Below are 17,944 nucleotides of genomic sequence, written 5' to 3' on the forward strand. Positions count from 1 at the left end.
AAACTTCATCAATACAGTATATATCCCTTTTTAGATAAGTTGGCATGCTTTTCGCAATAGAATTTAGGTGAGCAAAAAATTCACCGAAAAAATGTGTAAGGCCACTGCACTCAATAAAACCATTCGCCAGGAGAGTTCCTATGTCCCTTGAACATGTATTATCCATGATTGAAGAACATAAAGTTAGATATATTGACTTACGTTTCACTGATACCCGCGGTAAAGAACAACATCTTACTATTCCGGCTCATCAGGTTAACGATGATTTCTTTGAAGAAGGAAAAATGTTCGATGGCTCTTCTATTGGTGGCTGGAAAGGCATTAACGAATCAGACATGGTGCTGATGCCAGATGCAACAACCGCAATGCTTGATCCATTTTTCCAAGATCCAACTCTGATTATTCGTTGTGACGTTTTAGAACCTGGCACAATGCAAGGCTATGATCGCGACCCACGTTCTATCTCAAAACGTGCTGAAGACTATTTAAAATCAAGTGGTATCGCAGACACAGTACTGTTTGGGCCAGAGCCAGAGTTCTTCCTATTTGATGATATTCGTTTCAAAAACGATATTTCCGGCGCATCTTACGCTATCAACGATATTGAAGCGGCATGGAACACCAATACCAAATATGAAGACGGCAACAAAGGCCACCGCCCGATGGTTAAAGGTGGTTATTTCCCACTGCCACCCGTCGATTCATCACAAGATATTCGTTCTACTATGTGTAACATCATGGAAGAAATGGGCTTAGTCGTTGAAGCTCATCACCATGAAGTAGCAACTGCGGGTCAAAATGAAGTGGCTACTCGCTTTAATACCATGACCAAAAAAGCAGATGAAACCCAAATTTATAAATACGTGGTACAAAACGTAGCTCACGTATTTGGTAAAACAGCGACCTTTATGCCAAAACCATTAGTGGGTGATAACGGCTCAGGTATGCACTGCCATATGTCACTGTCTAAAAACGGTGTAAACCTATTTGCAGGTGACAAATACGGCGGATTATCTGAAATGGCGCTGTATTACATCGGCGGTATTATCAAACACGCTCGTGCGCTAAATGCATTTACTAACCCAACGACTAACTCTTACAAACGTTTAGTCCCAGGTTTTGAAGCCCCTGTAATGCTCGCTTACTCTGCACGTAACCGCTCAGCGTCAATTCGTATTCCTGTGGTTGCCAGCATGAAAGCGCGCCGTATAGAAGTACGTTTCCCAGATCCTTTAGCAAACCCTTATTTAGCGTTTGCGGCTCAGTTAATGGCTGGTCTCGATGGCATTATCAATAAAATTCACCCAGGTGATGCTATGGATAAAAACCTCTATGACTTACCACCAGAAGAAGCAAAAGAGATCCCAACTGTCGCAGGTTCATTAGAAGAAGCATTAAATACATTAAATGCAGATCGTGAATTCTTAACCCGCGGTGGTGTATTTACTGATGATGCTATTGATGCTTATTTAGAATTATTACGTGCTGATGTTCAACGTGTACGTATGGCTCCGCATCCTCTTGAATTTGAAATGTATTACAGCGCTTAAGACCTTTTATTGATAAAAACTTAAGCCTAGATGTAAAACTGTTTTTTTTGCCGTGAAGCTATTTTGCCCATCTTCGGATGGGCACTTTTCTCCCATTTAAGGAGTCAGTCTTTTCACTTACGCATTGGTTCATTAATGTAATAAAGGTAAGATGCACTAAAATGGTGCAATGGGGTATTCAATATGGAAACGGCAGACTTACCTGACAACACATTAATTTTAGACTCATTGATACACTCTGTATTGGTTATCAACAAAGAGTTTATTATTTGCTACGCAAATCATTCTGCGTTACAGGTTTTAGCACAAAGCCGTCGAAAATTATTTGAAACGCCTTTCACTGCCCTTTTCAGCTATTACTCTTTTGATGCTGATTTAATGCGTGAAACATTAGCGAATGGACAAAGCTTTACCGACAATGAAGTGATATTGGTTGTAAATAATCAATCACACACAATGTCGCTCAGTGCCCAACCTATTTCCGAGCAACACATTTTGCTGGAGCTGGCGCCTATGGATAGTCAACGCCGGTTAAGCCAAGAGCAGATACAACAAGCACAGCAAATGGCAGCGAGGGAATTGGTTAGGGGGCTGGCACATGAAATTAAAAATCCGTTGGGAGGATTACGGGGCGCGGCTCAATTGCTAGCAAAATCCTTACCTGATCCAGCTTTAACGGAATATACACAAGTCATTATTGAACAAGCTGATCGCCTACGTGTGCTGGTAGACAGATTACTCGGCCCCCAACATCCAGGGACAAAAATACATCAGAGTATTCACCATGTTGTTGAGCGTGTTGCTCAGCTTATTTCGCTCGAATGCCCTGAAAATGTCACCTTGCTAAAAGATTACGATCCCAGCTTACCTGAGTTATCACATTACCCAGATCAAATAGAACAAGTACTCCTAAATATTACACGCAACGCCTTACAAGCCGTCGAAAAAACAGGGGGAACGATTATTTTGCGTACCCGTACGGCTTTTCAAATCACACTTCATGGCGAACGTCACCGCCTTGCTGCGCGTATAGATGTGATTGATACCGGTGATGGCATTCCTCCTCATCTACAAGATACGCTTTTTTACCCCATGGTGAGTGGTAGAGAAGGTGGTAATGGATTAGGGCTCTCTATTGCGCGTAATTTAGTGGATCAACATGCAGGTAAAATTGAATTTACCAGTTGGCCCGGAAATACTGAATTTTCTATTTATTTACCAATTAAGTAGGAGATAACCAATGCAAAAAGGAAATGTATGGGTTGTTGATGATGACAGCTCCATTCGCTGGGTACTTGAACGTGCCATTTCTCGTGAAGGTATGTCTTGTAAAGCCTTTGAACATGCGAATGATGTGCTTAATGCACTCAATACAGAACAACCTGATGTATTGTTATCAGACATTCGTATGCCTGATATCGACGGTTTATCTCTTTTAAAAATAATTAAAGAACAATATCCAACTCTGCCCGTTATTATTATGACGGCACATTCTGATCTCGACGCTGCCGTTAATGCCTATCAACAAGGGGCATTTGATTACTTACCAAAGCCGTTCGATATCGACGAAACATTGGCATTAATTGACCGCGCCATTACTCATTATCGCGAACAAAAACAACCGAATACCGATGAAACCTTGCTACAATCAGTTACAGATATGATTGGTGAAGCACCTGCAATGCAAGAGGTTTACCGTATTATTGGTCGGCTTTCTCGCTCCTCAATTAGTGTGCTCATTAATGGGGAATCGGGGACAGGAAAAGAGTTAGTGGCACATGCATTACATCGCCACAGTCCAAGAGCGTCCTCTCCTTTTATCGCCTTAAATATGGCGGCAATTCCTAAAGACTTGATTGAATCAGAGCTTTTTGGTCACGAAAAAGGGGCATTTACAGGCGCCTCTCAAGTACGCCAAGGTCGATTTGAACAAGCAAATGGCGGTTCACTGTTTCTTGATGAAATTGGTGATATGCCTCTTGATATTCAAACACGTTTACTGCGAGTCCTTGCTGAAGGGCAATTTTATCGAGTAGGCGGTTATGCCCCTGTAAAAGTCGATGTGCGTATTATTGCCGCTACTCATCAAGACTTAGAAAGGCGAGTTCAAGCCGGTGATTTTCGTGAAGATCTCTATCATCGCCTCAATGTCATACGCATTCAGTTACCACCATTACGCGATAGAACCGAAGATATTCCTAGCTTAGCGCGCTATTTTCTGCAAAAAACAGCAAAAGAATTGGGTGTCGAAGCCAAAGTTCTTCATCAGCAAAGTTTACAAATAATGATGGAATACAACTGGTCAGGTAACGTCAGACAATTAGAAAATGTGTGTCGCTGGTTAACGGTAATGACGGCAAGCCAAGAGATTATGCCTCAAGATTTACCACAAGAAATTCGCCAACATGATGAAAAAGCAAAAAATATCAGTCGAATTTCTGCTTCTCAACATTGGTCACAGCATCTTTCATTATGGGCAGATGAAGCATTAGGAGAAGGGAAAGAAAACATCTTAACAGATGCATTACCTCAATTTGAGCGTACTCTTTTACTAAGCGCCTTAGCATATACGCAAGGGCATAAACAAGATGCAGCACGATTATTAGGTTGGGGCAGAAATACATTAACCCGAAAATTAAAAGAGTTAGGAATAGAGGAATATTAGAGCGTGTTAATCTTTGCTGCTTATTTTATTCTGCGTTGAGAGACTCTAGCCTAGTTCACTAGGCGGCGAGCCTCTCGCCTTGCCTAAATCTGTTGTATTTAAATTACACGCGAGAATTGACGTTGGCGCATTTGATTTCGTAAATACGTATCGAAACACATACAAATATTACGAATAAGCAGGCGCCCTCTTGGTGTTACTTGAATACCGTCTTTTGTTATTTCAACTAAACCGTCATTCTTCATTGGCACAAGTAATTCTAAATCTTCTTTAAAATAGTCATGGAAGACAATATTGTGCATTTTTTCAATATCAGAAAAACGCAGACTAAAATTACAAATTAAGGTTTTAATCACATCGCGGCGAATACAATCATCATTAGTCAGAGATAAACCTCGCCATAGTGCATTTCCTTCACTATTAACGCGCGCATAATACTCTTTCAATACTTTTTCATTTTGCGCATAGTTATCACCTAACATACTTATTGCAGAAACTCCCATGCCTAATAAATCACACTCTTCATGAGTGGTATAGCCTTGGAAATTACGGTGTAAAATACCTTTACGCTGAGCAACCGCTAATTCATCGTCCGGTTTAGCAAAGTGATCCATACCAATAAACTGATAGCCGTTTGTTGTCAGCGTAGAAATTGTCTCTTGTAATATTTCTAACTTCTCTTCTGCTAAAGGGAGATCTTCATCTTTAATTTTACGCTGAGCCGCGAATAAATTAGGTAAGTGCGCATAATTGAAAACACTCAATCTATCTGGTGATAGTTCAATAACGCGTTTTAATGTAAAGGCAAAACTCTCTTTGGTTTGCTTAGGTAAACCATAAATTAAGTCAATGCTGGTAGAGTGAAAACCCACTTCACGCGCACGCTCTACCAATGCAAAAATAAATGCTTCGTCTTGCTCACGATTTACTTTTTGTTGCACTTCTTTATTGAAATCTTGCACCCCCATACTCAGGCGATTAAATCCTTCATGACGTAGATGGTCGATAACATCTAGCTCAATTTCACGAGGATCAATCTCAATAGAGAGTTCTGCATTATCAACAAAATGAAAATGGTGACGTAATAGCGAAACCAATCGGCTAATTTGTTGCTTATCCAGAAAAGTAGGTGTACCCCCGCCCCAATGCATTTGAGTCACTTTTCTGTCTTTAAAATAGCGTGCTCTGTTAATAATTTCTTTTTCTAAAACATCAAGATATTCATCTGCTTTATGTTTATGGCGCGTAATAATTTTATTACAGCCGCAGAAATAGCACAGCTTATGGCAGAAAGGAATATGAATATAAAGCGATAAAGGGCGCTCAAGATAGCGCTGAGACGCTTTGATAAAATCATCATCGCCATATTGCTGATTAAATTCTAATGCTGTTGGGTATGATGTATAGCGAGGACCTGAATAGTTATACTTATGGATCAGGTCAAGATCCCAAATAATTGTTTGTTCTGACATGCCTCTACCTTCCAAAAGTGAACCGCTGATATCTCATACCAGCAAACAGACATTATGAATATCTGAAAGAATAGTGTAACCAATAAATCGGGAACTGAATATGATCGAAAGAGGTATCGTATAAATCCCTATCTTCTTATTGATAGGTGATAACACTCAAATATATGACGTGATGCAAATCACATTATGTAAAAATAATCTTATCCATTAAAGATATTCATAAATAAATTAAGTTTATTCAATATGTTAGTGGCTTTAATTCATCGTGAAATATCAGAGGAGAACTTTTACGCCGAGTTTAAAACGATATATTACTCAAAATACGATTTAAATTAATTAAATATCTCGTTATATTAGTTTTATTATTCTTTTATTCCCTCTTAATTCGATGATTATAATAATAGTAACAATTATATCTTTACCTAAATTATAATATTACATATCCTAGAGACAAACATTGATTAATATCCAACTAGGTCGTGTTTTGATTTAAATTTGAGGACTATTTAAAGAATAAAGGTCGCTATATTACAAGGAAAGATAGCATCCCCCATACCTTATCTTATTCTCTTTGACGTTTCTCTTATTTAATCAGTCTCTTTTATATACCCGAATTATGGATTATTAACCACGGAAGGAAACGGACTGGCAACCAAGGATGGTTTATCCTTTCAATAACAACTCCTCTTTTTTATTCACTCTCTATTTCATACTTATTCTGTGATAAATATAGGTAGTATTACCCAACATCAAATAAGAATAATTATTATTTCGAAAATAAAATAAGGCTCTGCTTATTTTAAATTAATTAAACAGAGCCTTTTCATTATTATGCTTATTTTATTGCATTTGCTTATTCTGCTTCTTTACCATAACTAGGAGAGCGAGGACCATATAGAATACCGTTCGCCTTTCCTGCTGAAAGTAAACGTACACTGGTTATGCCTGCAATTTGGTAGCTTTTGTCTGATACTGTATTCACAATTTGATTCACAACAGCTGAGACTAACATCCCTACTAAACTACCTGATGAACCTTCTGTTTCGGTACTTGATGCCGTTGCAGAACTACTCCACAACACGCCACCATTACGAAGGTCAACAAGCTTAGCAGTAACGGTAACTCGCGTATCACTAGAAATAATTTGATATGTCGTTCCGAACTCTGTGATATCTAAGTATAAAACAGCATCAGCACCAAAGATTTCACGTAGTTTATTAGGACTTACTGCATGAATATCCCCAGCCATGGATAAACCATTTTGCTTAAATGTCTCTTCAACGACAGCAACAGGAAAAACATAATATCCCGCTTCTGCCAAAGGATATGTCACTTGAGATAAGAAACTGTGCCCCGCTCCAACTTCCGTTGTATGGTTTTGAGGTACTAATACAAGAATACTTTTTGGCTTACTCTGTTTAAAAGCAGTGTAATCTGTTTTAACAGGTTGGGCGCACCCCGTTAATACCAACGCAAAAGCCAAGCACATTAAAGCGAATAAGCGACTCATTTTTGCATTCCTTTGTTTTTCATCAGACGATCCATAAATTCTGCTGATTCAGGGTAAAGTGCTTTTTCTTCATTAAATTCTGCCATTGCTAAATCTAATGCGCCCGTCGCACCGTATAACATCCCTAAATGCGCATGTAATCCTGGAGGAATACCTAATGATTTAGCACGAGAAAGCTCAATGCTTTTCTTCAATGCATCGATTTGTGCTTGAGGGTCACTTTCACTTTGTTGATAGTGCTGATATACCACTTGTTGATAACTGTCCCAGTTATAAAGTGGTTTAGGACCACTTGCACAGCCCGTCAGTAATAATGCCCCTAAAATAAGGCTTATTAATGATTTAGACATCGTTATATCCTTATAAAAGCGTATTATTTTGAAGGCTGCCAAGCATTGCTCTCAATACCAGCAACTAAGTTATTAACTGCTTCACGAATAGCTAAATCAAGTACTTTACCGTTCAGTGTTGAGTCATAGCTTGCTGTTCCACCAAACCCAATGATTTCACGGTTAGAAAGCTCGTATTCACCCGCACCTTGAGATGAGAATACAACTTCTGATGTATTCACATTCACAACGTTTAAATTCACTTTTGCGTAAGCAACCTGTGTTTTACCGCGACCTAAAATACCGAATAATTGACGATCACCGACTTCTTTACGACCAAATTCTGTCACATCGCCAGTGATCACATAAGTAGCGCCTTTCAATTGTTGGCTTTGCCCTTTAATGCCGGCTTCTTCTTTTAATTCAGATAAATTGGCTCTGTCTAATACATTAAAACGCCCTGTTTGTTGTAAGTGCGTCATTAAAATAGTTTTGGATTGATTTCCTAATCTATCAACTCCATCAGAGAAGATCCCATTCATATAACTAGAACGGTTATCAAACTTACCGATAGAAATTGCGCTTTTTGCACCTGTGTAAGTCGTGTTATAGGTTGCTACTTTAGCCACTTCTAAAGAGCGTGAAGATTCTGATGCACACCCTGCTAGTAATGAAGCAGAAATCATGATCAAACCAAACGATAATTTATTTAAATTCATATTAATAACCCAATAAAGGTGAAATAAACCCATAGATATTCATTCTATTAATTGAAGTAGAGTTGATATAAACGGAAATAATACTTTTCAGTTTTAGCTCAAGGAGTCACCCTTAAAAACCCCAGTAATAATAAGGTTAAAAGGTTATCAACCCTTATTTGATAATATAAAGGCAATCGGCGATGGGGAGAATAGAAGATGGATGATAAAAATAATAACAAATAAATATAGAGATAAAACAGAGAATGCTTTATCTATTATTTTTTCAATATCCCTTAAGTCAGTTTAAAATTAAACCTATAAAAAAATGGAAGAGAATTTATATTACTTTTCTATTTAATTAGTTCTTATAAATATTTTCATCTAAAGAAAACATCTAAATCATATGTAATAAAAAGCGCGATATAACCAATATTGATTATATCACGCTCATTATTTTCGTTCTTTTTACTCACTAATGCGATAGCAATAAATGCACTATTAGCGATTAGCGTTTTTTCCCAAAAGCTGCTGCTAAAGCATCACCCATTGCACTATTTCCTGCATTATTACCATTATTCATTGGCTGACGGTTATTACGAGCTGGTTTTTGCCCTTTGTTATTTCTAACAGAATTCGTGGTATTTGATGATGATGGTTTTTTATCACTATCACCCGCGACTTCATCTAAACGCATAGTCAGTGCGATGCGCTTACGAGCTAAATCAACCTCTAGAACTTTAACTTTAACAATATCTCCAGTTTTCACCACAGTATGTGGATCTTCAATAAATCGATCTGCTAAAGAAGAGATATGAACCAAGCCATCTTGGTGTACACCGATATCAACGAATGCACCGAAATTAGTCACGTTGGTCACAGTTCCTTCAAGGATCATACCACTAACTAAGTCGTTCATCGTTTCGACACCTTCAGCGAAAGTCGCCGTTTTAAACTCTGGACGTGGGTCGCGCCCTGGTTTTGCTAACTCTTTTAAAATGTCATTAATCGTTGGCAGACCAAACTGCTCTGTAATAAATGCTCTTGCATCTACTTGTGAAATTAAAGCGCTATTACCCATTAAATCATCAATTTTTTGATGGGTAGATTGCAGAATATTTTCAACAACAGGATACGCTTCAGGGTGAACCGTTGAAGCATCAAGCGGGTTTTTACCATCTCGAATACGTAGGAAACCGGCACATTGTTCAAAGGCTTTCGGCCCTAAACGTGCCACTTTGAGTAACTGTTTTCTATCAACAAAACGACCGTTTTCATCGCGCCAGCTAATAATATTTTGAGCAATAGATTGGCTAAGCCCTGCAACACGCGTTAGTAACGGTACTGATGCTGTATTTAAATCAACACCAACACCATTCACACAGTCTTCAACGACAGTATCAAGTTTTCTCGCTAATAATGTTTGGCTAACATCATGCTGATATTGACCCACACCAATTGATTTAGGATCAATTTTTACAAGTTCAGCCAGAGGATCTTGTAAGCGACGCGCGATAGAAACCGCACCACGGATAGAAACATCTAAATCAGGGAATTCATTAGCAGCAAGCTCTGACGCTGAATATACCGATGCGCCCGCTTCACTAACAATCACTTTTTGCGCTTTCACTTCTGGATAGCGTTTTACTGTTTCAGCAAAAAATCGCTCTGTTTCACGAGAAGCCGTACCATTACCAATCGCCACTAATTCAACATTATGCTTAATACATAACGCAGCTACACTTGCCGCCGCTTTATCCGCTTGTCCTGTATGTGGATAAATTGTATCTGTAGCAATTAATTTGCCGGTGCTATCAACAACTGCAACTTTAACACCAGTACGTAAACCTGGATCAAGCCCCATTGTGGCACGCATGCCAGCAGGTGCCGCCATCAACAAATCATTAAGATTACGTGCAAAAACATTAATTGCTTCTTCTTCCGCTTTTTCGCGTAGTTGGCTCATTAATTCGGTTTCAATGTGCATTAAAACTTTTATGCGCCAAGTCCAGCTTACGACAGCTTTACGCCAACTATCCGCAGGTTGATTATTTAAACGTAACCCTAAATGCTCTGTAACCAGTTGTTCACCGTAGCTTTCTTTGGGTGCTTCTTCAAATTGCGGATCTGGATTAAGTGATAATTGAAGAATACCTTCGTTACGACCACGAAACATAGCTAATGCGCGGTGAGAGGGAATATTAGCGATAGGCTCATGGTGATCAAAATAATCACTAAACTTCGCCCCTTCAGCTTCTTTACCCTCAATCACTTTGGCAACAAGATGCGTATTTTTCCATAAATATTGGCGAACTTTTGCTAATAATCCCGCATCTTCTGAAAAACGTTCCATCAAAATATAACGTGCGCCATCTAAAGCTGATTTGGTGTCATCAACACCTTTTTCTGCGTTGATATAAGCGGTTGCCGCTTCTTCTGGATTATTTTGTGGTTCATTCCACAGTAAATCCGCTAAGGGTTCTAATCCATTTTCAATCGCTATCTGGCCACGAGTACGGCGCTTAGGCTTATAAGGAAGATAGAGATCTTCCAGTTCTGTTTTACTTTGAGTTTCATTAATTGAAGAGCGCAGTTCTGGTGTCAGTTTTCCTTGTTCTTCAATTGATTTTAAAATTGTTTGGCGGCGATCGTTGAGTTCCCGTAAGTAACCGAGGCGAGTTTCTAATTGACGTAATTGCGTATCATCTAATCCGCCAGTGACCTCTTTACGATAACGGGCAACAAATGGCACCGTATTCCCTTCATCCAGTAACGTTATAGCCGAAAGGACTTGCTGGGGCTTAACAGAGAGCTCATCTGCAATAATTCGGCTTAATGATTCATTCATAAAATATTTACCTACCGAGAGGAATAGTTAAAAAAGATGGCTATTATACACGCAGAGCATTAAAAAAATTTGGCAAATTTCCTATCTAGCTCGACAATTATGAGGAAATTAACAGATTATTTTAACATTCACGCTATAGTACCTTTATGAAATTCAATGTTGATGATAGTTTTTATTCGTAATGGCAAAAAGTAACTATATTACTCGCGATGGCTGGTATGCCTTAGACAAAGAGCTAAAATATCTTTGGAAAGAAGAGCGCCCGCGTGTCACACAATCGGTTTCAGAAGCAGCGGCACAAGGTGACCGTTCAGAAAATGCTGAATATATTTATGGAAAGAAGCGATTACGTGAAATTGATAGGCGTGTTCGTTTTTTATCAAAGCGTCTTGATGAACTAAAAATCGTTGACCCAGATCCTCGCCAAGAAGGAAAAGTCTATTTCGGTGCTTGGGTCACGCTTGAAGATAATGACGAAAATGTCAAAACCTTTAGGCTTGTGGGTCCCGATGAATTTGATCCAGCAAAACAGTGGATTTCTATTGATTCCCCTGTTGCCAGAGCGCTTATTGGTAAGCAAGTTGATGATGAAATTAGCGTGCAGACACCAGGTGGTGAAGTTAATTACTGCGTATTATCTATCAAATATCATTCAGAATAAGACAAATAAATAGTTTTATCCCCTTTACTAGGGCTAATGAACAAGTTTTATCTATAAATTATTAACATTTATTCTTTGGTTTTGGTTTAATATTCTTATCAATGATAGAATTCGCTAATAAAAGCATTTGCACTTCGGGAGCTTAAAAAATGCAAGAAAGTTATAAAGTGCTAATCGTGGATGATGATTTACGTCTGCGTTCACTCTTAGAGCGCTATTTGACAGAGCAGGGTTTTCAAATCCGTACTGCTGCAAACGCCGATCAGATGGATCGTCTGCTCACTCGCGAATCTATTCATCTTATTGTGCTCGATTTAATGCTTCCTGGTGAAGATGGCCTATCTATTTGCCGCCGCTTAAGAAGCCAAAACAACCCTATCCCTATTATTATGGTTACTGCGAAAGGGGAAGAGGTTGATAGAATTGTTGGACTTGAAATCGGGGCTGATGATTACATCTCAAAACCCTTTAATCCAAGAGAACTACTAGCACGTATTCGCGCAGTTCTTCGTCGTCAAGCAAATGAATTGCCTGGCGCACCTTCACAAGATAACGCCATTATCTCTTTTGGTAAGTTCAAGCTAAACCTTGGTACGCGTGAAATGTTCCACGAAGAAGAGCATATGCCTCTAACAAGTGGTGAATTCGCCGTATTGAAAGTACTGGTATCTCACCCTCGTGAACCACTTTCTCGTGATAAATTAATGAGCCTTGCTCGTGGTCGTGAATACAGTGCGATGGAGCGTTCAATCGATGTCCAAATTTCACGTTTACGTCGCATGATTGAAGAAGACCCAACGCATCCTCGCTATATTCAAACAGTTTGGGGACTCGGCTACGTATTCGTTCCTGATGGAACCAGCGTTCAATGAGAAGGCTGAGGCTTTCACCCCACAATAAACTGACACGCTCGTTATTTCTGGTTATCTCGCTACTTTTTTTTAGCTTGATAGCCAGTTATATCGTTGTGCAACACCTTATTGTTGGGCCAAGCCTTCAGCAATTTAATAAAGTTTTAGCGTATGAAATACGCACTTTAATGCCTGAAGAACTGATCCTAGTAGACGGCACTCCGCTAAAAATTTCCCCTGCTTTACGCAATAAAATCTATACCGAACTCGGTATCTCTTTCTTTGATAAAGAAGCCGCGCTTGAGGAAGGACTCTATTGGGCCAAAATCGATGATGAATTAAGTGAACAGATGTTTGAATATCTGGGAGGGAAAACAGAGATCTGGGTTGAAAACACGCTAGAATACCCTGTTTTATGGGTTAATACGCATATGTCCCCCTCACTTTGGATCCGTGTTCCACTCACTGAATTAGGGCAAAACTTCTTACTGCCTGTTTACCGACAAGCGATTATTTTCATTATTATCGTTGTCGCTTTTTTCTGGCTTTATAATCGTTTTCAAAACCGCCCACTTAATGAAGTAGAGTACGCTGCGCGCCGTATCGGAAAAGGCGTTATTCCTCCTCCTATTCCTGAATCTGGCTCTTCTGAAATGCGCTCAATTATTCGTGCCTTTAACCAGATGTCATCAGGTATTCGCTCGCTGGATAATGATAGAACGCTTGTTATGGCAGGTGTTAGCCATGACTTACGTACACCACTGACTCGAATTCGTCTAGCAACTGAAATGATGAGTCCCGAAGATAGTTACCTCGCAGACTCTATCAATAAAGATATCGAAGATTGTGATGCCATTATTGGGCAATTCTTAGACTATATGCGCACAGGTGAAGAGATGTCTTTAGAACTGTGTGATATGAATAATCTATTACAAGAAGTCATTTCAGCTGAATCTAATTTAGGAAAAATCAGTGAAGAACATCTTCATTCTGAACCCATTAATATCACCGCCAACCCTATTGCAGTAAAACGCGCCCTTGCCAATATGATTGTCAATGCCAATCGCTATGGTAATGGTTGGGTCTGCGTTTCAAGTGGGAAAAATGAAGAATATGCATGGTTTCAAGTAGAAGATGATGGCCCTGGTATTCCACAAGAAGATAGACAACGTCTTTTCCAACCTTTTGTTCAGGGCGAACAAGCTCGAAGCTCAACAGGTGCGGGTTTAGGATTATCCATTATTCGCCGTATCATGGATGCCCACGGCGGCTATGTTGAACTTGATGATAGCGTTAAAGGCGGATTATTAATTCGAGCTAACTTCCCATTAAAAGAACGTGAAGACGAGAATGATTAGCCCACTCTATTTCAAATATTGAAGTGCATTTTATTACACCATTTCCATTCTAATTTCTCTCCTCCTATAAATATTTCATCATTTTTTCACTTTGTCATAAAACTGTCACAATTAAGACATTTAATTGTCATCAAACTGACCTATTGTCTGTGCGTACCGTAACCGAAGTTGATAGATGTCGAAAATTATTCTACCTATCCCACAGGAGGGATTATGAAACTGATGCGTACCACCCTGACTAGTGTCATTGCCGCTGCGTTTTCAATGACCGCTCTTTCTGCACAGGCAACGACCTCACTGACTGGTGCTGGCGCAACGTTCCCTGCCCCAGTTTATGCTAAATGGGCAGATTCCTATCAGAAAGAAACGGGTAACAAAATTAACTACCAAGGCATTGGCTCTTCTGGTGGTGTTAAACAAATCATTGCAAATACTGTTGATTTTGGTGCTTCTGATGCGCCATTAGCAGACGACAAATTACAAGCTGACGGTTTATTCCAATTCCCTACCGTGATTGGTGGCGTTGTTATGGCAGTAAATATTCCTGGTATCAAATCAGGTGAACTGACCTTAGATGGCGACACTATTGGTAATATCTATCTAGGCAAGATCCAGAAATGGAATGACCCTGCCATTACAAAACTCAATCCAGGCGTAAAATTACCAGACCAAAATATCGCGGTTATTCGCCGTGCTGATGGTTCAGGTACATCATTCGTTTTCACTAGCTACTTATCAAAAGTAAATAGTGCATGGAAAGATGAAGTAGGCGCAGGCTCTACCGTAAAATGGCCGACAGGCTTAGGTGGAAAAGGGAATGATGGTATCGCGGCATTCGTTCAACGTGTACCAGGTTCAATTGGTTATGTTGAATATGCTTACGCGAAACAAAACAATCTTGCTTATACTAAATTAGTCACAGCTGATGGCGAGGCAATCGCACCAACAGCTGACAGTTTTAGTGCCGCAGCAAGAAAAATTGATTGGAGCAAAAGCTTTGCACAAGACCTGACTAACCAGAAAGGTGAAAACGCATGGCCGATTACTTCAACCACCTTTATCTTAGTGCATCAAACACAAAAAGATGCCGTAAAAGGTAAAGAAGTACTGAATTTCTTCAACTGGGCTTACGACAAAGGTAATCAGGAAGCGAAAAACCTAGATTACGCAGTATTGCCAACCGAAGTTGTAGAGCAAATTCGTGCAGCATGGAAAACAAGTATCAAAGACAGTAATGGTAAACCGATTTACTAATAAAACGGCAACCATTAAGAGATAAGTTAACGTTCACCCCCTGACAAACAGGGGGTAATAAATTAAAAGAGGCTTTATGGCCGAGCACACAACGGTAATAAAGGCCCCTAGTAAACGAGGGGACGTTATTTTCAGCGCACTAGTTCGCCTAGCTGCGTTGATTACGCTTTTGCTTTTGACAGGTATCATTGTTTCACTGATTTTCGCCTCATGGCCAAGTATTCAACAATTCGGCCTTTCATTCTTATGGTCGAAAGAGTGGGATCCTCCTGCACAGGAATTTGGTGCATTAGTGCCTATTTACGGTACCATTGTGACCTCGATAATCGCATTGGTTATTGCGGTGCCTGTCAGTTTTGGTATCGCCCTTTTCTTAACCGAATTAGCGCCTAACTGGTTAAAACGCCCATTAGGTATTGCTATCGAGTTACTCGCCGCTATTCCTAGTATTGTTTATGGTATGTGGGGGCTGTTTGTCTTCGCACCACTCTTTGCAACCTATTTCCAAGAGCCTGTAGGTAATGTGATGTCCTCCATTCCTATCGTTGGCGAGCTTTTCTCTGGCCCTGCTTTTGGTATTGGTATCTTAGCTGCGGGTGTTATCCTCGCTATCATGATCATTCCTTATATTGCTTCTGTGATGCGTGATGTGTTTGAACAGACTCCCGTTATGATGAAAGAGTCTGCCTACGGCATTGGTTGTACAACATGGGAAGTGATTTGGAATATCGTTCTGCCTTATACCCGTAATGGGGTGATTGGTGGTGTCATGTTGGGATTAGGTCGCGCCTTAGGTGAAACCATGGCGGTAACCTTTATCATCGGTAATACCTACCAATTAGATTCAGCCTCACTGTTTATGCCAGGTAACAGTATTACCTCTGCATTAGCCAACGAATTTGCGGAAGCCGAAACGGGGTTACATACTGCGGCATTGATGGAATTAGGGCTTATCTTGTTTGTCATCACCTTTATCGTCCTTGCGATTTCTAAGTTTATGACATTACGTTTATCTAAGAATGAAGGAGCGCGTTAATATGTCCAAAACATCCTCTTCTTCATTACAAGTTCAAACAGAAAGTGAATTGCGTGTACGCCATAAACGCCAACTTTGGCGCCGTCAAAAAAACCGTATCGCGCTGTTTTTATCAGTCTCTACCATGGCATTTGGTCTTTTTTGGTTAACGTGGATTTTATTCTCTACGTTCACAAAAGGCTTTGATGGCATGTCGTTAGCCCTTTTTACTGAAATGACGCCTCCGCCAAATACTGATGGTGGTGGATTGGCGAACGCCATTGTCGGTAGTGGATTACTAATTTTATGGGCGACAGTTATTGGAACACCGTTAGGTATTCTGGCAGGGATTTATCTTGCTGAATATGGTCGTCGTTCATGGCTTGCTGAAACTACCCGTTTTATTAACGATATTTTGCTGTCAGCACCATCAATCGTTGTTGGGCTCTTTGTCTACACCATTGTTGTTGCACAGATGCAGCACTTTTCAGGATGGGCTGGAATTATCGCATTAGCGTTACTGCAAATTCCTATTGTTATTCGTACCACTGAAAATATGTTGAAGTTAGTGCCAGATAGCTTGCGTGAAGCCGCTTACGCATTAGGCACACCAAAGTGGAAGATGATCTCTAAAATCACCTTAAAAGCCTCGGTATCAGGCATTATCACAGGTGTGTTATTAGCGATTGCACGTATTGCAGGTGAAACTGCACCACTGTTATTTACTTCACTATCAAATCAATTCTGGAGCACAGACTTAAACGAACCGATAGCTAACTTACCTGTGACTATCTTTAAGTTCGCCATGAGTCCTTTCGCACAATGGCAAGAGCTTGCTTGGGCTGGCGTATTACTTATCACCCTCTGTGTTCTATTTATCAATATTATTGCGCGCGTGCTGTTTGCTAAACGCAAGCACGGTTAACGCAGAAAGTTAAGCAAGAGAGACGTTGAATGATTATGGCTAATGATAACGCAGGAAATAAAATTCAAGTTCGTGATTTGAACTTCTACTACGGTAAATTCCATGCGCTGAAAAATATCTCTTTAGATATTGCCAAAAATAAGGTGACGGCATTTATCGGCCCTTCTGGCTGTGGTAAATCGACCTTACTGCGTACTTTTAATAAAATGTATGAGCTTTATGGTGAACAACGTGCTGAAGGTGAAATTCTGTTAGATGGCAACAATATCCTGACAGATAAGCAAGATATCGCACTATTACGCGCCAAAGTTGGGATGGTATTCCAAAAACCAACACCATTCCCGATGTCGATTTATGACAATATTGCCTTTGGTGTCCGCTTATTTGAAAAGCTCTCTCGTGCTGATATGGATGAGCGCGTTCAATGGGCATTGACCAAAGCCGCATTATGGAACGAAACCAAAGATAAATTACACCAGAGTGGATATAGTCTCTCTGGTGGTCAGCAACAGCGTTTATGCATCGCTCGTGGTATCGCAATCCGTCCTGAAGTTTTATTACTGGATGAACCTTGTTCTGCTCTCGACCCTATCTCTACTGGTCGTATTGAGGAGCTGATTAGTGAACTCAAATCAGAATATACCGTGGTTATCGTGACACATAATATGCAACAAGCCGCACGTTGTTCTGATTACACTGCATTTATGTATTTAGGCGAATTAATCGAGTTTAGCGATACGGATACGTTATTTACGCGTCCTGCGAAAAAACAAACTGAAGATTACATCACTGGGCGTTATGGCTGATA

The 17,944-nt window shown here is 40.0% G+C and carries 15 protein-coding genes; 10 read left to right on the top strand and 5 right to left on the bottom strand.

What is annotated here, in order from left to right; genetic code table 11:
• The first annotated feature begins 140 nt into the window (after positions 1-140).
• The 3 genes from glnA to glnG all read left to right on the top strand — a co-directional run bounded on the left by glnA (position 141) and on the right by glnG (position 4,215).
• Positions 141-1,550, top strand: a complete 1,410-nt coding sequence (gene glnA, locus ACWPWK_RS09015; protein WP_088494326.1) for a glutamate--ammonia ligase — start codon at positions 141-143, stop codon at positions 1,548-1,550.
• A gap of 183 nt (positions 1,551-1,733) precedes the next feature.
• Positions 1,734-2,780 (top strand): nitrogen regulation protein NR(II), encoded by a 1,047-nt coding sequence (gene glnL / locus ACWPWK_RS09020; RefSeq protein WP_109373678.1) that lies wholly within the window; start codon positions 1,734-1,736, stop codon positions 2,778-2,780.
• Between the two features lie 10 nt (positions 2,781-2,790).
• Positions 2,791-4,215, top strand: a complete 1,425-nt coding sequence (glnG, locus tag ACWPWK_RS09025) for a nitrogen regulation protein NR(I) (RefSeq protein ID WP_109373679.1) — start codon at positions 2,791-2,793, stop codon at positions 4,213-4,215.
• 98 nt (positions 4,216-4,313) lie between these two features.
• On the opposite strand, the gene hemN is transcribed toward glnG, so the two are convergent.
• The 5 genes from hemN to ACWPWK_RS09050 all read right to left on the bottom strand — a co-directional run bounded on the left by hemN (position 4,314) and on the right by ACWPWK_RS09050 (position 11,072).
• Complete coding sequence (hemN, locus tag ACWPWK_RS09030) at positions 4,314-5,687, bottom strand: oxygen-independent coproporphyrinogen III oxidase (RefSeq protein ID WP_109373680.1); 1,374 nt, start codon at positions 5,685-5,687, stop codon at positions 4,314-4,316.
• A gap of 853 nt (positions 5,688-6,540) precedes the next feature.
• Complete coding sequence (locus ACWPWK_RS09035; protein ID WP_109373681.1) at positions 6,541-7,197, bottom strand: DUF799 domain-containing protein; 657 nt, start codon at positions 7,195-7,197, stop codon at positions 6,541-6,543.
• Complete coding sequence (locus ACWPWK_RS09040; RefSeq protein ID WP_109373682.1) at positions 7,194-7,547, bottom strand: DUF4810 domain-containing protein; 354 nt, start codon at positions 7,545-7,547, stop codon at positions 7,194-7,196. Before ACWPWK_RS09040 ends, ACWPWK_RS09035 begins: the two co-directional genes overlap by 4 nt.
• Positions 7,548-7,570: 23 nt before the next feature.
• Positions 7,571-8,245, bottom strand: coding sequence for a CsgG/HfaB family protein (locus tag ACWPWK_RS09045; protein ID WP_100159734.1), 675 nt, complete (start codon positions 8,243-8,245; stop codon positions 7,571-7,573).
• A 487-nt stretch (positions 8,246-8,732) separates the two neighbouring features.
• On the bottom strand, positions 8,733-11,072 hold the full coding sequence (locus tag ACWPWK_RS09050; RefSeq protein WP_109373683.1) for a Tex family protein: 2,340 nt from the start codon (positions 11,070-11,072) through the stop codon (positions 8,733-8,735).
• A gap of 181 nt (positions 11,073-11,253) precedes the next feature.
• Between ACWPWK_RS09050 and greB the strand changes: the two genes are divergently transcribed.
• The 7 genes from greB to pstB all read left to right on the top strand — a co-directional run bounded on the left by greB (position 11,254) and on the right by pstB (position 17,942).
• Complete coding sequence (gene greB / locus ACWPWK_RS09055; protein ID WP_109373684.1) at positions 11,254-11,733, top strand: transcription elongation factor GreB; 480 nt, start codon at positions 11,254-11,256, stop codon at positions 11,731-11,733.
• A 149-nt stretch (positions 11,734-11,882) separates the two neighbouring features.
• Entirely contained in the window at positions 11,883-12,605 is a 723-nt protein-coding gene (gene ompR, locus ACWPWK_RS09060; protein ID WP_023583230.1) for an osmolarity response regulator transcription factor OmpR, read from the top strand.
• The gene (envZ, locus tag ACWPWK_RS09065; RefSeq protein WP_109373685.1) at positions 12,602-13,942 is read left to right on the top strand and encodes a two-component system sensor histidine kinase EnvZ; all 1,341 of its coding nucleotides are present in this window, start codon (positions 12,602-12,604) and stop codon (positions 13,940-13,942) included. Before ompR ends, envZ begins: the two co-directional genes overlap by 4 nt.
• Before the next feature lie 213 nt (positions 13,943-14,155).
• On the top strand, positions 14,156-15,196 hold the full coding sequence (gene pstS, locus ACWPWK_RS09070; RefSeq protein ID WP_109373686.1) for a phosphate ABC transporter substrate-binding protein PstS: 1,041 nt from the start codon (positions 14,156-14,158) through the stop codon (positions 15,194-15,196).
• 76 nt (positions 15,197-15,272) lie between these two features.
• Positions 15,273-16,232 (top strand): phosphate ABC transporter permease PstC, encoded by a 960-nt coding sequence (pstC, locus tag ACWPWK_RS09075; protein ID WP_109373687.1) that lies wholly within the window; start codon positions 15,273-15,275, stop codon positions 16,230-16,232.
• Position 16,233: 1 nt separating this feature from the next.
• On the top strand, positions 16,234-17,136 hold the full coding sequence (gene pstA, locus ACWPWK_RS09080; RefSeq protein ID WP_109373688.1) for a phosphate ABC transporter permease PstA: 903 nt from the start codon (positions 16,234-16,236) through the stop codon (positions 17,134-17,136).
• 29 nt (positions 17,137-17,165) lie between these two features.
• A complete protein-coding gene (gene pstB, locus ACWPWK_RS09085) occupies positions 17,166-17,942 on the top strand; it encodes a phosphate ABC transporter ATP-binding protein PstB (protein WP_006534565.1) in 777 nt (258 codons plus the stop codon).
• The last annotated feature ends 2 nt before the right edge of the window (positions 17,943-17,944 follow it).

Source organism: Proteus sp. Marseille-Q3619 (assembly GCF_965283115.1).

Bases quoted from the DNA above. Each gene is read 5' to 3' on its own strand.
- pstB (WP_006534565.1), top strand. From the start codon at position 17,166: ATGATTATGGCTAATGATAACGCAGGAAATAAAATTCAAGTTCGTGAT.
- pstA (WP_109373688.1), top strand. From the start codon at position 16,234: ATGTCCAAAACATCCTCTTCTTCATTACAAGTTCAAACAGAAAGTGAA.
- glnG (WP_109373679.1), top strand. From the start codon at position 2,791: ATGCAAAAAGGAAATGTATGGGTTGTTGATGATGACAGCTCCATTCGC.
- ACWPWK_RS09035 (WP_109373681.1), bottom strand. From the start codon at position 7,197: ATGAGTCGCTTATTCGCTTTAATGTGCTTGGCTTTTGCGTTGGTATTA.
- ACWPWK_RS09045 (WP_100159734.1), bottom strand. From the start codon at position 8,245: ATGAATTTAAATAAATTATCGTTTGGTTTGATCATGATTTCTGCTTCA.
- ACWPWK_RS09050 (WP_109373683.1), bottom strand. From the start codon at position 11,072: ATGAATGAATCATTAAGCCGAATTATTGCAGATGAGCTCTCTGTTAAG.
- pstC (WP_109373687.1), top strand. From the start codon at position 15,273: ATGGCCGAGCACACAACGGTAATAAAGGCCCCTAGTAAACGAGGGGAC.
- ACWPWK_RS09040 (WP_109373682.1), bottom strand. From the start codon at position 7,547: ATGTCTAAATCATTAATAAGCCTTATTTTAGGGGCATTATTACTGACG.
- hemN (WP_109373680.1), bottom strand. From the start codon at position 5,687: ATGTCAGAACAAACAATTATTTGGGATCTTGACCTGATCCATAAGTAT.
- pstS (WP_109373686.1), top strand. From the start codon at position 14,156: ATGAAACTGATGCGTACCACCCTGACTAGTGTCATTGCCGCTGCGTTT.
- ompR (WP_023583230.1), top strand. From the start codon at position 11,883: ATGCAAGAAAGTTATAAAGTGCTAATCGTGGATGATGATTTACGTCTG.
- glnL (WP_109373678.1), top strand. From the start codon at position 1,734: ATGGAAACGGCAGACTTACCTGACAACACATTAATTTTAGACTCATTG.
- glnA (WP_088494326.1), top strand. From the start codon at position 141: ATGTCCCTTGAACATGTATTATCCATGATTGAAGAACATAAAGTTAGA.
- greB (WP_109373684.1), top strand. From the start codon at position 11,254: ATGGCAAAAAGTAACTATATTACTCGCGATGGCTGGTATGCCTTAGAC.
- envZ (WP_109373685.1), top strand. From the start codon at position 12,602: ATGAGAAGGCTGAGGCTTTCACCCCACAATAAACTGACACGCTCGTTA.